At 65.6% G+C, this 12,983-nt stretch carries 14 protein-coding genes; 10 read left to right on the forward strand and 4 right to left on the reverse strand.

Going from position 1 to position 12,983, the window contains the following annotated elements; genetic code table 11:
* The 4 genes from IVA79_RS17310 to IVA79_RS17325 all read left to right on the forward strand — a co-directional run.
* Positions 1-361 (forward strand): chemotaxis protein CheW (locus IVA79_RS17310; protein WP_247554789.1); only part of this gene is annotated, 361 nt, incomplete at its 5' end.
* 72 nt (positions 362-433) lie between these two features.
* Positions 434-799 carry a response regulator gene (locus tag IVA79_RS17315; RefSeq protein WP_007600538.1) on the forward strand — a complete coding sequence of 122 codons (366 nt, stop codon included), beginning with the start codon at positions 434-436 and terminating at the stop codon, positions 797-799.
* 75 nt (positions 800-874) lie between these two features.
* Positions 875-2,065, forward strand: a complete 1,191-nt coding sequence (locus IVA79_RS17320; protein WP_247554791.1) for a chemotaxis response regulator protein-glutamate methylesterase — start codon at positions 875-877, stop codon at positions 2,063-2,065.
* On the forward strand, positions 2,062-2,934 hold the full coding sequence (locus tag IVA79_RS17325; RefSeq protein WP_247554794.1) for a protein-glutamate O-methyltransferase CheR: 873 nt from the start codon (positions 2,062-2,064) through the stop codon (positions 2,932-2,934). The genes IVA79_RS17320 and IVA79_RS17325 overlap by 4 nt, the downstream gene beginning before the upstream one ends.
* A gap of 220 nt (positions 2,935-3,154) precedes the next feature.
* On the opposite strand, the gene IVA79_RS17330 is transcribed toward IVA79_RS17325, so the two are convergent.
* The 4 genes from IVA79_RS17330 to IVA79_RS17345 form a co-directional block, all read right to left on the reverse strand.
* Positions 3,155-4,315 carry a glutathionylspermidine synthase family protein gene (locus tag IVA79_RS17330; protein WP_247554796.1) on the reverse strand — a complete coding sequence of 387 codons (1,161 nt, stop codon included), beginning with the start codon at positions 4,313-4,315 and terminating at the stop codon, positions 3,155-3,157.
* 85 nt (positions 4,316-4,400) lie between these two features.
* Positions 4,401-4,790, reverse strand: coding sequence for a hypothetical protein (locus tag IVA79_RS17335; RefSeq protein ID WP_247554798.1), 390 nt, complete (start codon positions 4,788-4,790; stop codon positions 4,401-4,403).
* 1 nt (position 4,791) lies between these two features.
* A complete protein-coding gene (locus IVA79_RS17340; RefSeq protein ID WP_247554800.1) occupies positions 4,792-5,196 on the reverse strand; it encodes a DUF350 domain-containing protein in 405 nt (134 codons plus the stop codon).
* A 303-nt stretch (positions 5,197-5,499) separates the two neighbouring features.
* Entirely contained in the window at positions 5,500-6,201 is a 702-nt protein-coding gene (locus tag IVA79_RS17345; RefSeq protein WP_008138878.1) for a response regulator transcription factor, read from the reverse strand.
* A gap of 440 nt (positions 6,202-6,641) precedes the next feature.
* Between IVA79_RS17345 and fliI the strand changes: the two genes are divergently transcribed.
* The 6 genes from fliI (at position 6,642) to IVA79_RS17375 (ending at position 12,846) form a co-directional block, all read left to right on the forward strand.
* Complete coding sequence (gene fliI / locus IVA79_RS17350; protein WP_247554802.1) at positions 6,642-7,967, forward strand: flagellar protein export ATPase FliI; 1,326 nt, start codon at positions 6,642-6,644, stop codon at positions 7,965-7,967.
* Between the two features lie 121 nt (positions 7,968-8,088).
* Positions 8,089-8,508 carry a flagellar export protein FliJ gene (gene fliJ, locus IVA79_RS17355; RefSeq protein WP_011084990.1) on the forward strand — a complete coding sequence of 140 codons (420 nt, stop codon included), beginning with the start codon at positions 8,089-8,091 and terminating at the stop codon, positions 8,506-8,508.
* A gap of 172 nt (positions 8,509-8,680) precedes the next feature.
* Entirely contained in the window at positions 8,681-9,226 is a 546-nt protein-coding gene (locus tag IVA79_RS17360) for a sigma-70 family RNA polymerase sigma factor (protein ID WP_247554804.1), read from the forward strand.
* 36 nt (positions 9,227-9,262) lie between these two features.
* Positions 9,263-10,300, forward strand: a complete 1,038-nt coding sequence (locus tag IVA79_RS17365; RefSeq protein ID WP_247554805.1) for an anti-sigma factor — start codon at positions 9,263-9,265, stop codon at positions 10,298-10,300.
* A 252-nt stretch (positions 10,301-10,552) separates the two neighbouring features.
* Positions 10,553-11,512: an AraC family transcriptional regulator gene (locus tag IVA79_RS17370; RefSeq protein WP_247554807.1), complete on the forward strand. Its 960-nt coding sequence runs from the start codon at positions 10,553-10,555 to the stop codon at positions 11,510-11,512.
* A gap of 116 nt (positions 11,513-11,628) precedes the next feature.
* On the forward strand, positions 11,629-12,846 hold the full coding sequence (locus IVA79_RS17375; protein WP_247554809.1) for an NAD(P)/FAD-dependent oxidoreductase: 1,218 nt from the start codon (positions 11,629-11,631) through the stop codon (positions 12,844-12,846).
* Positions 12,847-12,983: the final 137 nt, after the last annotated feature.

The raw sequence follows: 12,983 nt of genomic DNA on the forward strand, positions 1-12,983 counted from the left end.
GCCCGAGCGCGTCACCCGCGTGCCCTTGTCCTCGCGCGAGATCGCCGGCGTGCTCAATCTGCGCGGCCGCATCGTCACCGTGGTCGACATGCGCGCCCGCCTCGGCCTGCCGCAGCCTGAGGACGGCAAGGTGCCGATGGCGGTCGGTGTCGATTTGCGCGGCGAATCCTATGGCCTGCTCATCGACCAGATCGGCGAGGTGCTGCGCCTGCCCGAGGCCGGCATGGAGGAGAACCCCGTCAACCTCGATCCCCGCATGGCCAAGCTCGCCGGCGGCGTCCACCGCCTCGACGGACAGCTCATGGTCGTCCTCGACGTCGATCGCGTCCTCGAGCTCGCGCCCGAGATGATGGCGGCCTGATACAGCGGCCTCGCCGCCGATGGACTTGCAATTGGAAGTGCCCCCGCAATGGGGGAGGAAGCAGAGGTTCACATGCGAACTTGTCTCGTCGTTGACGATTCCAGCGTCATCCGCAAGGTTGCGCGCCGCATCTTGGAGGGCCTCGACTTCCAGATCCTCGAAGCCGAGGACGGTGAGAAGGCGCTGGAAGCCTGCAAGCGCGGCTTGCCCGATGCGGTGCTGCTCGACTGGAACATGCCGGTGATGGATGGTTACGAGTTCCTCGGCCATCTCAGGCGCATGCCCGGCGGCGACCAGCCCAAAGTGGTGTTCTGCACCACCGAGAACGATGTCGCGCATATCGCGCGTGCGCTGCATGCCGGCGCCAACGAGTACATCATGAAGCCGTTCGACAAGGACATCGTGACGGCGAAATTCCAGGAAGTCGGCCTCATCTGAGCGATCGGCCGGAAGCCGAACGGATTCTTCGGCGCCTGTTTTCAACCGTATCCTTTCAGTCTGAGTTGGTGAGTAATGAGTGTTGCGTTCGCAGGTAATTCGACCACTGGCTCCTCGCGCGAAGCCGGGCCACTGCGGGTGATGATCGTCGACGATTCCGTCGTCATCCGCGGTCTGATCTCGCGCTGGATCGGTGCCGAGCACGACATGGAGGTCGCTGCCTCGCTGCGCACCGGGCTTGAGGCGGTCAACCAGATCGAACGCATCAATCCTGACGTTGCCGTGCTCGACATCGAAATGCCGGAGCTCGACGGCCTCTCGGCGCTGCCGCAGCTCTTGGCGAAGAAGCGCGATCTGGTCATCATCATGGCCTCGACGCTGACCCGCCGTAACGCGGAGATCAGCTTCAAGGCGCTGTCGCTCGGTGCGGCCGACTATATTCCGAAGCCGGAATCGACGCGCGAGGCGTCGGCCGCGGACATCTTCCACCACGATCTGATCCAGAAGATCCGCCATCTCGGCGCGCGGCTGCGCCGCAGGCCCGCGGTTGCAAGCCCGCCGCTGGCGCCTGCGAGCCCGGCTGCGGCCCCGCGCAGTCCTGTCGCGCGACCCGCCGCGCCCGCTCCGGCCGCGCCTGCTGCCTCGTCAGGGGCGCTCACCATGCGCCCATTCTCCAGCCAGACACCCAAGGTGTTGCTGATCGGCTCCTCGACCGGCGGTCCGCAGGCGCTGATGGCGCTCGTCACCGAGCTCGGCCCGGTGATCGACCGCTTCCCGGTGCTGATCACCCAGCACATGCCGCCGACCTTCACCACCATTCTCGCCGAGCACCTCGCGCGTTCGAGCCGCAAGCCCGCGGCCGAGGCGGTCGACGGCGAGCCGGTGAAGCCCGGACGGATCTATCTCGCGCCCGGCGGCAAGCACATGCGCGTCGCACGCAGCGGCGCGGACACGGTGATCGCGCTCGACGACGGCCCCGCCGTCAATTTCTGCAAGCCCGCGGTCGATCCGCTCTTCACCTCCGCCATCGACATCTGGCACGGCAGCATCCTCTCCGTGATCCTGACGGGCATGGGCTCCGACGGCATGCGCGGCGGCAAGGACATCGTCGCCGCCGGCGGCAGCGTCATCGCCCAGGACGAAGCCTCCAGCGTGGTCTGGGGCATGCCGGGCGCGGCGGCCAATGCCGGCATCTGTGCGGCGATCCTGCCGCTCAACCAGATCGGCGCCAAGGTCAACCGCCTGTTCGCGGGAGATCGCTCGTGACACCCACCGACTACGACTATCTGCGCAAATTCCTGAAGGAGCGATCGGGCCTCGATCTGTCCCCCGAGAAGCAATACCTGGTCGAGAGCCGGCTGTTGCCGCTCGCGCGCAAGGCGAGCCTATCCGGCATTCCCGATCTCGTGCTGAAGATCAGGAACGGCGACGGCCGGCTCGCGACCGACGTGGTCGAAGCGATGACCACCAACGAGACTTTCTTCTACCGCGACAAGATCCCGTTCGATCATTTGCGTGACACCATCCTGCCCGGACTGATCAAGGCGCGCGCGGCGCGCAAGTCGCTTCGCATCTGGTCGGCGGCGTCGTCGACGGGGCAGGAGCCCTATTCGATCGCGATGTGCGTGAAGGAGATGGGTGCGGCCCTCGCCGGCTGGCGCATCGAGATCGTCGCCACCGACCTGTCGCAGGAGGTGCTGGAGAAGTCGAAGGCCGGAATCTACAGCCAGTTCGAGGTGCAGCGCGGCCTGCCGATCCAGCACCTGATGAAGTATTTCACGCAGATCGGCGAAGTCTGGCAGCTCAATGCCGACATTCGCGCGATGGTGCAGTTCCGCCAGCTCAATCTGCTGCAGGACTTCTCCCATCTCGGCACCTTCGATGTGATCTTCTGCCGCAACGTGCTGATCTATTTCGATCAGGACACCAAGGCGGTGATCTTCGAGCGGATGGCGAAGGCGATGGAAGCCGACGGCACGCTGCTGCTCGGTGCTGCCGAATCCGTCGTCGGTATCACCGACGCGTTCCGCCCGATCGCGGATCGCCGTGGTCTCTACCAGCTCAACCCCGCGCGCTCCGGCCGGGCGATGGGCGGATTGATGCCGCAGCCGCTGAAGGTTGCCGCGGCGAGGTGAGGGTGCTTCACCCTCGCTCATAGGAGAAGTGTCTCGGCGACTCCGGAATCGTAGGGTGGGCAAAGGCGCACTTGCGCCGTGCCCACCACCTGCCCGATACGGCAACGGACGCGTGGGCACGCTTCCGCCTTCGCTCTTTGAGCTACGGCGGACAAGTCGCTTTGCCCACCCTACGATACTTTCACTGGGGCCGAGAGACACTTCTCATCCGGCGCTGCTCTCACAAAATCGCATGCGGCAGAAATCGCGAGCGGTTGCCCGTGATCGGGCTCTCGTCCTCGCGGATCGACAAGCCGCAGGGCTCGTGGTTCACCAGCCAGCTTCCAATCACGGGATAGAAGCCCGAAAAATTCGGCAGCGGTGATAGCGCCTGCCGCACAAAACCTTCGGCGCCGTAGGGGCCTGCCTGCTCGTCGAGCGCCGTGCCGCCGGACACGATCGTGACGTTGGCGCCTTCGCGCGACAGCAGCGGCTTGCGCACATAGGACGTGCCGAGCTCGGCAGCGCGCGGATCGTCCTCGAAGAAGGCCGGCAGCAGATTCGGATGGTTCGGAAACATCTCCCACAGCAGCGGCAAAATGCCCTTGTTGGAGAGCACCGCCTTCCACGGCGGCTCGATCCAGCGCGTTGGCGCGTCCTTCAGCTTGGCACCGAAGGCATCGTGGAACATCCATTCCCAGGGATAGAGCTTGAACGCCAGCGCAATGTCGCCCTCGTCGAGATCGACGAAGCCGCCAGGCTCGTCGCGCCAGCCGACCTGCTCGATGTCGAGCAGCGTGGTCGAGAGCCCAGCCTGGCGTGCGGTGTCTTCGAGATAAGCGAGCGTGCCGGCGTCTTCTTCGTTGGCGGTGCTGCCGGTGAGATGGACGGGGTGGCCGCCGGCGATTTCCTTCCACGCCGCGATCAGCCGCTCGTGGATGGAGTTGAACTGATCGGCACGCGCGGGGATGACGCGGCGTTCGATCGCCTGTTCGAGCCAGGTCCATTGGAAGACCGCAGCCTCGAACAGCGAGGTCGGCGTATCCGCGTTGTATTCGAGCAGCTTTGCCGGAGCTTTGCCGTCGTAACTGAGATCGAGCCGGCCATAGAGGCTGCGGTCGTCGCGCTTCCAGCTCTCGGCGATCAGGCTCCAGAACGCTTCCGGAATCTGCAAGCGCCGCAGGTATCGCTCCTCACCGATGACGCGGCCGGCAAGCTCCAGGCACATCGCGTCGATCTCGCCGGTCGGCGTCTCGATGCCGCGCTCGATCTCGTCGAGCGTGAAGCCGTAATAAGCGCGCTCGTCCCAATAGCGTTCGCCGTCGATGGTGTGGAAGACGAAGCCGCATTGCGCCGCGGTCTCTCGCCAGTCGTCGCGCTCGAGACAAGTGATGCGCTGCATGTTATTTCCTGCGCATGATCTCCGCGCAAACGCGTTCCGCGTTTGTCGCGAGGGAAAACCGGCGGCCACTTTTCCGGATCATGCGCTAACCACCTCCCGAGAAGCCGTGGCCGAACGAGCCGAAGCCGCCGCGGCTCACGCTGCTGTGGCCGAAATCGGACGTGCCCGACGAGGAATGGCTCGAGGAATCGCTGCTGAAGAGGCTCGAGCGCGACGACCAGCGCGAGCTGCCGCTGCTGGAGGAGCTGCTCCTGTTGTTGCAGGCGGTGCTCGCCTGAGCGGAGGCTTCCGTTCCGGGAGGCGGCGGCTCGCAGTTCTGCCGCGGCATCATCGTGTAGGCGGTGGTGCCGACCGCGAGCGTGCCCATCACCAGCAGCGCGACATGGCCGGAGCGCTTCACCGGCGGCCGCGCAGGCGGCGGCCCGGCGACCGGCCGGCGCTTGCCGAATTCCTTCTTGGAGGGTTTGTCCGCCATGTCAGTAGATCATGCAGGCGGCGTTCAAAAGGCCCGCGGCAAGCGAGGACAGGCCGAGCCAGATCGCCGGAGCCAGCTCGCCGGCAGAAATCCGCCCCGACAGGTTCGGCACCGGGACCTTCACCAGGAAGAACACGATGACCTGCACGACCAGCGCGATGGTCGCCCAGATCAGGCAGTCCAGCACATTGGCCGAATGTGCGATCGCGCTGACCAGCGGTGCGACGAAGCCGAGCAGGCTGAGCCCGAGCGCAATCGCCGCGGCCGGCTCGTTGTCGCGGATCAGCTGGAACTCGTTATGCGCGGTGATGCGGGTATAGACGAACAGGTAGGCCACGATCGCGATCAGCCCGGTACAGAAATAGACCAGGAAGGCGGGCAGGCCGGCGAGTGATTGCAGGATCATCGTTCCCCCATCGTGCAGCGACCATTCGTCGGCGGGGGAAGCATAGCGGTTCAAACGTTAAGAGAGAGGAGGCCACGATGGTGGTGTACCTCTCCCGCTTGCGGGGGAGGTCGGCGCGAAGCGCCGGGTGGGGGTTCTCTCCACGCAACGATTGTCCCGACGTGGAGATACCCTCACCCCGGCCCTCTCCCGCAAGCGGGAGAGGGAGAAGACATCACCCAAAATAAAAACCCCGCCATTTGCGGCGGGGTCCAGGCTGGGAGGAGCAAGCCCGAAAGGGGCTTGCGACGTAAACCCAGAAGATCAGGCGGGGATGCGCTCTTCGTGCTCGTGCGGCTCGCGCAGCACGTAGCCGCGGCCCCACACGGTCTCGATGAAGTTGCGGCCTTCGGAGGCGTTGGCGAGCTTCTTGCGGAGCTTGCAGATGAAGACGTCGATGATCTTCAGCTCGGGCTCGTCCATGCCGCCATAGAGATGGTTGAGGAACATTTCCTTGGTGAGGGTCGTGCCCTTGCGCAAGCTGAGCAGCTCCAGCATCTGATATTCCTTGCCGGTCAGATGCACGCGCTGGCCGCCGACTTCCACCGTCTTGGTGTCGAGGTTGACGACGAGGTCGCCGGTCTGGATGACCGACTGGGCATGGCCCTTGGAGCGGCGCACGATCGCGTGGATGCGGGCCACCAGCTCGTCCTTGTGGAAGGGCTTGGTCATGTAGTCGTCGGCGCCGACGCCGAGACCCTTGACCTTGTCCTCGATGCCGGCGAGGCCGGAGAGGATCAGGATCGGTGTCTTGATCTTGGAGACCCGAAGCTGCTTGAGCACGTCGTAGCCGGACATGTCGGGCAGGTTGAGATCGAGAAGGATAATGTCGTAATCGTATAATTTACCGAGATCGACGCCTTCTTCCCCCAAATCGGTCGTGTAAACGTTGAAGCTCTCAGACTTCAACATCAGCTCGATCGACTGCGCGACGGCGCTGTCATCTTCAATCAGCAAAACGCGCATGCCAGTTCCCCATAGTCGCCGCTCCTGGGCGTCAGGTCGGCCGCATTCGCGGCACTCAACAAAACGCCTTTGAACAACTGATTCGGATCCTGACAACAGATGGTTAACAAACTCTGATTCTGGAACGCAAGTCCCCCCGGTGCAATTTTTGTCGAATCGCCCTAAGGTCTTGCGTGTGAAGCAGCTTTCGTTTCCCAGCTCCGTTCAAGTTCCACTTTAAGAGACGGGCCTAACCGACTCCCGCGACTCAGCCTTCTTCTGAAGGGGAGTCACGCTCAGTCACAAAGACAGTGACGCAATGATTAATGATGCGGGTAAACACGAAGTTAAGCCCCGTTCAGAAATATGGCGAAACTTAAGGTTTTCACCGTGAAGTCCCGGGATCGCGAGGCGCGACCCCGGGGGATGACCAAGGCGCGCCCCTTAATGAAGGCTCACCGATGAAGGCTTTGGCCGAACAGATCGGCGACATCGACGGCATCAATATTTACGGCCGCGTGGTCGGCGTGCGCGGTCTGATGGTCGAGGTGGCCGGTCCCATTCACGCGATGTCGGTCGGCGCGCGGCTGGTGATCGAGACCGGCGCCAACCGTACCATTCCCTGCGAGGTGATCGGCTTCTCCGGCAACAACGCTGTCGTGATGCCGTTCGCCGGCCTTGACGGTGTGCGCCGCGGCTGCAAGGCCGTCATCGCCAATGCCGCCAATCAAGTTAGGCCGTCAGCGGCCTGGCTCGGCCGCGTCGTCAATGCGCTGGGCGAGCCGATCGACGGCAAGGGGCCGCTGCCGCAAGGCTCCTCCCCGATGCCGTTCCGCAATACGCCGCCGCCGGCGCATTCGCGCAAGCGTGTCGGCAGCCCGCTCGATCTCGGCGTGCGCGCGATGAACACGTTTCTCACCTGCTGCCGCGGCCAGCGCATGGGCATCTTCGCAGGCTCCGGCGTCGGCAAATCGGTGCTGCTGTCGATGCTCGCGCGCAACGTCGATGCCGCGGTCAGCGTCATCGGCCTAATCGGCGAGCGCGGCCGCGAGGTTCAGGAATTCCTGCAGGACGACCTCGGTGAGGAGGGCCTGGCGCGTTCGGTCGTGGTGGTCGCGACCTCCGACGAGCCCGCGCTGATGCGCCGCCAGGCCGCATATCTGACGCTCGCGGTCGCCGAATATTTTCGCGACGAGAACCAGGACGTGCTCTGCCTGATGGACTCGGTGACGCGCTTTGCCATGGCCCAGCGCGAGATCGGCCTGTCCGCCGGCGAGCCGCCGACCGCCAAGGGTTACACGCCGACCGTCTTCACCGAGTTGCCGAAGCTGTTGGAGCGGGCCGGGCCGGGCCTCGGGGAGGGCGCCATCACCGCGATCTTCACGGTGCTGGTCGACGGCGACGACCATAACGAGCCGATCGCGGACGCCGTCCGCGGCATTTTGGACGGCCACATCGTGATGCAGCGCTCGATCGCCGAGCGCGGCCGCTATCCCGCGATCAACATCCTCAAATCCGTCTCCCGCACCATGCCGAAATCGGCCGATCCAGAGTTCTGGCCTGTCATCCAGAAGGCGCGGGCGGTGATGGCGACCTATGCCGACATGGAGGAATTGATCCGTCTTGGCGCCTACCGGGCCGGCTCCAGCCCCGAAGTCGACGAGGCGATCCGCCTGCACGAGCCGCTGGAGGCCTTCCTGCGCCAGCGCAAGGACGAAAATGCATCACTCGCGGACGGCTACCGCCAGTTGGCGCACATCCTCGGCAATTTGGAAACGGAACGCTAACTTTGTCCGGTCATCATCCGATCCCACAGAGTAGCAGAGCCGGTCTTGGCCCCGATCGGGCCTGTGGGGTGACCGGTGTCGTCCCACGTGCAGCGCGGGGACTTCTGGGGAGTACGAGTCGATGAAGTCACGAGATACCCTCATTCGCCTGAAGAAGTTTCAGGTCGACGAGAAGCGCCGCCGGGTCACCCAGATCGAGACCATGATCGCCGATTTCCAGCGGATGTCGGTCGATCTCGAGCGCGAGATCCAGACCGAGCAGGAGCGCGCCGGGATCAACGATCCTTCGCACTTCGCCTATCCGACCTATGCCAAGGCCGCGATCCAGCGCCGCGAGAACCTGACCCGCTCGGCCGACGAGCTCAAGGGCCAGCTCGACGAAGCCAAGGCCGCGCTGGCCGAGGCCTTCGAGGAGCTGAAGAAGGTCGAGCTGCTCGACGAGCGCGACCAGGCCCGCGAACGCGCCGAAGAGAACGCCCGCGAGCAGGCCGACCTCGACAGCATCGGCCTGATGCGCGCCCGCATCGGCGCCGTCGCTTAAGCGGCCTCAGCCGCCAGACTGCAGAAAAATTCGCAAAACCCGGACCCGCAAGGTCCGGGTTTTCGTATCTGCTGTCCACAGTGTGGCCTTGGTGGTCGGCTTTGCCACGCGCTATGGTGGTGCATTGCCAGGACTTGCGCCGAACGCGAGGGCCTGCGTGTCGGGGGGCTGAATGCTGACGCCAGCAGAGCTGGTCGGGTTGATCGAGGCGGTGGCAAAGGGCGATCAGGCCGCGTTCGAGCGCCTCTACGCCGCCACGCGCGCGAAACTCTATGGCGTCGTGCTCCGTATCTTGCGCCGACAGGATCTCGCAGAGGAGGTCATTCAGGAGACCTACGTCAAGATCTGGAACAGCGCCGGCCGGTTCGACCCGGCCCTGTCCTCGCCAATCACGTGGATGGCCTCGATCGCGCGCAACCGGGCGATCGACATCGTGCGCAAGAAGTCGGAGGTCTCCATCGAGGAAGAGCCTCAGGCGATGGAGGTCGCGGCCGACAGTCCGGACCCGCTGGCGCGCCGGGAGATGACCGAAGAGTTGAAGCGGCTGTTGGAATGCATCGGCCGGCTCGAGCCGGACCGTCAGCGGCTCGTGCTTCTCGCCTATTACAACGGCTGGAGCCGCGAGCAATTGGCGGAGAAATTCTCAGCTCCCGTCAACACAGTGAAGACGTGGCTCCGGCGCAGCATGTTGGATATCCGGGAATGCCTGGGATTGTGATGGCTTGATGATGAGGATGGTTCTGGACCGCAATTGATGGCTTATTCGGAGGACCATATCGCGCTCGCCGCGGAATACGCGCTCGGCACCCTCGATGCCGATGAGCGCGCGCAGGTCGAGACCATGATGGCGGTGGACGAGGCCTTCGCTGCGATCGTGCAGGGCTGGGCCTTCCGGCTCGGCGCGCTCAACCAGATGGTCGGCTCGGTCGAGCCGCGTCCGGTCGTGTGGGAGAATATCAGGTCCGAAATCGCGCGCACGGCGCCAGCGCAGCAGCCGCCTGTCCTGGCCGACATCCCGCCGCCGTCAATCCCGCTGATCGACACTGCGCCGCCGGAAGCGCCGCCGGAGCAGACACAGCAGCTTCCGCAAGCAGAGCAGCCCGAGCCGGTGCTCGCAGGATCCGATGCGATTCCCGACGTCGCGCCGGTGTTCATGCCGCAGGTCCACGCACCCGATCCCGAGGTCGTGCGGACGCCGCAAGTGCCGATCGCCGTCGACGCCAACGTGATCCGCCTCGAGAGCCGCGTGAAGCGCTGGCGCGGAATCGCATCCGCCGTCGGTGCACTCGCGGCCGCACTGCTCGTCACGCTGTCGCTTCAGATCTTCCTGCCCGATGCGCTGCCGGGGGCCTTGCGTCCGGCGCCGCGCATCCAGACGGTGGAAGTGAAGACGCCGGCCACCCCGCTCACTGCTTCGGCGCAATATGTCGCGCTGCTGCAGGGCCAGGGCGGCGGTCCCGCCTTCATCCTGACCATCGACGGCGCGACGCGGAATTTCACGGTGCGCAAGGTCGGCGCGACGCCGGAGCCCGGCAAGAGTTTTGAGCTCTGGCTGATCTCCGACAAGCTGCCGCGTCCGCGCTCGCTCGGCGTGATCGGCGCCGACAATTTCACCGCGCGCCCGCTGCTCGCCTCCTATGATGCCGAGGTCGTCAACGGCGCGACCTACGCCGTCACGGTCGAGCAGGCCGGCGGCTCGCCGAGCGGCCAGCCGACCTCGTCCCCGGTGTTTTCCGGCAAGCTGATCGAGACCGTGCCGCCGTCCCAGCCGCAGCCGCCCGCCAAAAAATAGGTGCCGTAGCCCGGATGGAGCGAAAGCGTAATCCGGGACCTTCGTGCCATCGGTCCCGGATTGCGCTGCGCTCCATCCGGGCCACGAGCGACCAGCTTGTCCCTGTCGCCACCGTCCGTCCCGCCGTCGCATCCCGACAAGTCGCCCTGAATCGCCCCCCGATTTGAACCTCGCCGCAATTCGCCGCGTCAAATCCCCGGAATTTGCAGTCGGCGCCGCCGATCGCGGAGCCGAAGAGGGGCTAGACATCAGATGGATGCAGCGAAAACGCCGGGCATCTTCGTTCACCAATACACCGGACTGCCGCACGGCCCGGCGTTCGAACAATGGCGCGAGCGGGCCTTCGGCCCCTGCGGCCTGGATATCGGCCCGAGCCGTGGCGACAGCATCGATTGCCGGCTCCAGGTCAGCGTGGTCGACAACATCGCGCTCGCCATTCCCGAAGGCGCCTCCGCGCAATATTCCCGCACCCAGAGCCACCTCGCCGACGGCAGCGACGACCTCGTCCTGATCGCCGCCCATGCGGGCCTCGTCCGCGTCGCGCAGAACGGCCACACCGTCGAGCTTGCGCCCGCCCAGATGGTGCTGGTCGACATGGCTATCACCGGCAGCGTCGGCCACACCGACGACGACCGCTTCACCAGCATCCGCATGCCGCGCCGCGCGCTGCTCGACATCAATCCGCGCGCCGAGGATAAGCTCTCGCAAGTGCTCTCCGACGGCGCGGTCGCCGAAACCATCTTCCGCTACCATGCGCTCGCCGCCAATCACGCGCCGCATCTCGACGCGGTGGGCCAGCGGCTGACCGCGCAGCACATGGTCGATCTCGTCGGCCTCCTGCTCGGCACCGATGCCGAGCAGGCAAGTCTCGCGCGCGGACGGGGACATGCGGCGGCGCGCCTCGACCTCATGCGCGCCGACGTGATGGCCGCGCTTGGCCGCAACGATCTCTGCCTGTCCGAGGTCGCGACGCGCTCGGGCCTCAGCCCGCGCCAAGCGCAGCGCCTGTTCGAGCAGGCCGGCACGACCTTCACCGAATTCGTGCTGGAGCAGCGCCTGCTGCAGGCCCGCAAGCTGCTCGGCGATCCCCGAGCCAGGACGCGCAAGATCAGCGACATCGCGCATTCCTCGGGCTTTGCCGATCTGTCCTATTTCAACCGCGCCTTCCGCAAGCGTTTTGGCGCGACGCCGTCGGAACTGCGAGGGGCGTAAGCTCGCGACGTCGTGCAGCGGCGCGGCGCCGGCAGTTGGTCGATGCGGGCGGTTGCGCTATATTTGCCGGCGCGGGCAGACCGCAGGATTGCTCTGGACAAGTATAGTAGGCGGACATGGCCCGTATCGTCGTGCTCGGCGCCGGCTTTGCAGGCCTGTGGGCTGCCATCGGCGCTGCGCGCAAGCGCGACGAGATCGGCGCGAACGACGACATCGAGATCCGTCTCGTCGACCGCAATCCCTATCACAATATCCGCGTCCGCAATTACGAGACCGATCTCGACGGGATCGCGCTGCCGCTGCCGCAACTGCTCGATCCGATCGGTGTCAGCCACGGTCTCGGCGAGGTCGAGGCCATCGACCCGGCACGGCGAAAAATCTCGCTGGTCACGAGCGGCGGCGAGGAGACGCTGGACTATGACCGCCTCGTGCTGGCGCTCGGCAGCGAGGTGATGCGTCCCGCCATTCCCGGTCTTGCCGAGCACGCCTTCGACGTCGACACCTATGCTGCGGCGCTCCGCCTCGATGATCATCTCGTCTCGCTTGGCCGCGGCGCGTCCGCGCCCGGGCGTTCGACCGTGGTGGTGGTCGGCGCCGGCTTCACCGGCATCGAGGTCGCGGCCGAAATGCCCGCGCGGCTCGCGCGTGCCGGCATCAGCGGCAGCCGCCGCATCATCCTGGTCGATCCCAATCCAGCGGTCGGCGCCACCATCGGCGCGCAGGCGCAACCCGTCATCGAGACGGCCTTGGCCGCGCTTGAGGTCGAGACGCGGCTTGGCGTGCGCGTGGTGTCGGTCGAGGCCGCGGGCATGCACCTGAGCTCGGGCGAGTTCATTCCGGCGCAGACCGTGATCTGGTGCGCCGGGATGCGTGCGAGCCCCTTGGCGGCGGGCTTTCCCGAGCCGCGCGATCGCCACGGGCGTCTGCTCGTCGATCCCTTCATGCGGGTTGCGGACGTCGGCGGCGTGTTCGCGGCCGGTGATGTCGCCTTGAGCGTTATCGACGGACTGCATCCGACCGTGATGTCCTGCCAGTTCGCGCGGCCCATGGGCCGCTTCGCCGGCCACAACGTGATCGCCGATCTCGCCGGCTTGCCGATGCTGCCGCTGCGGATCGACTGGTACGTCACCGTGCTCGATCTCGGCGGCTGGGGCGCGCTCTATACCGAAGGCTGGGATCGCGAGGTGCGGACGACCGGCGCGGCCGCCAAGGCGACCAAGGAAACAATCAACCGCAAGCGCATCTATCCGCCGCTGACTGGGAGCAGGGACGAGCTGTTCGCCGCAGCAGCGCCGATCGTGCAGGCGCCGCCGCCGAGCTATGGCGCGCGGTAGTCTCGCGCGGCTCCCCTACCAGCCCTTGCGTTGCCCGACGAGGCTGAGCAAGAATTGGTTCGTTGGCGGTCCTAGGCCGTAGCGAACGGGGTGATTGCGAGCGGGGGCTGAAATATTCGCCAGAAGGTCGCTAGAGC

This window comes from Bradyrhizobium sp. 138, assembly GCF_023074075.1.
Taxonomy (GTDB): Bacteria; Pseudomonadota; Alphaproteobacteria; order Rhizobiales; family Xanthobacteraceae; genus Bradyrhizobium.

Excerpts from the sequence above, each read along its gene's own strand:
- IVA79_RS17315 (WP_007600538.1), top strand. The coding sequence starts at position 434 with ATGCGAACTTGTCTCGTCGTTGACGATTCCAGCGTCATCCGCAAGGTT.
- IVA79_RS17320 (WP_247554791.1), top strand. The coding sequence starts at position 875 with ATGAGTGTTGCGTTCGCAGGTAATTCGACCACTGGCTCCTCGCGCGAA.
- IVA79_RS17330 (WP_247554796.1), bottom strand. The coding sequence starts at position 4,315 with ATGCAGCGCATCACTTGTCTCGAGCGCGACGACTGGCGAGAGACCGCG.
- IVA79_RS17335 (WP_247554798.1), bottom strand. The coding sequence starts at position 4,790 with ATGGCGGACAAACCCTCCAAGAAGGAATTCGGCAAGCGCCGGCCGGTC.
- IVA79_RS17340 (WP_247554800.1), bottom strand. The coding sequence starts at position 5,196 with ATGATCCTGCAATCACTCGCCGGCCTGCCCGCCTTCCTGGTCTATTTC.
- IVA79_RS17345 (WP_008138878.1), bottom strand. The coding sequence starts at position 6,201 with ATGCGCGTTTTGCTGATTGAAGATGACAGCGCCGTCGCGCAGTCGATC.
- fliI (WP_247554802.1), top strand. The coding sequence starts at position 6,642 with ATGAAGGCTTTGGCCGAACAGATCGGCGACATCGACGGCATCAATATT.
- fliJ (WP_011084990.1), top strand. The coding sequence starts at position 8,089 with ATGAAGTCACGAGATACCCTCATTCGCCTGAAGAAGTTTCAGGTCGAC.
- IVA79_RS17360 (WP_247554804.1), top strand. The coding sequence starts at position 8,681 with ATGCTGACGCCAGCAGAGCTGGTCGGGTTGATCGAGGCGGTGGCAAAG.
- IVA79_RS17365 (WP_247554805.1), top strand. The coding sequence starts at position 9,263 with ATGGCTTATTCGGAGGACCATATCGCGCTCGCCGCGGAATACGCGCTC.
- IVA79_RS17370 (WP_247554807.1), top strand. The coding sequence starts at position 10,553 with ATGGATGCAGCGAAAACGCCGGGCATCTTCGTTCACCAATACACCGGA.
- IVA79_RS17375 (WP_247554809.1), top strand. The coding sequence starts at position 11,629 with ATGGCCCGTATCGTCGTGCTCGGCGCCGGCTTTGCAGGCCTGTGGGCT.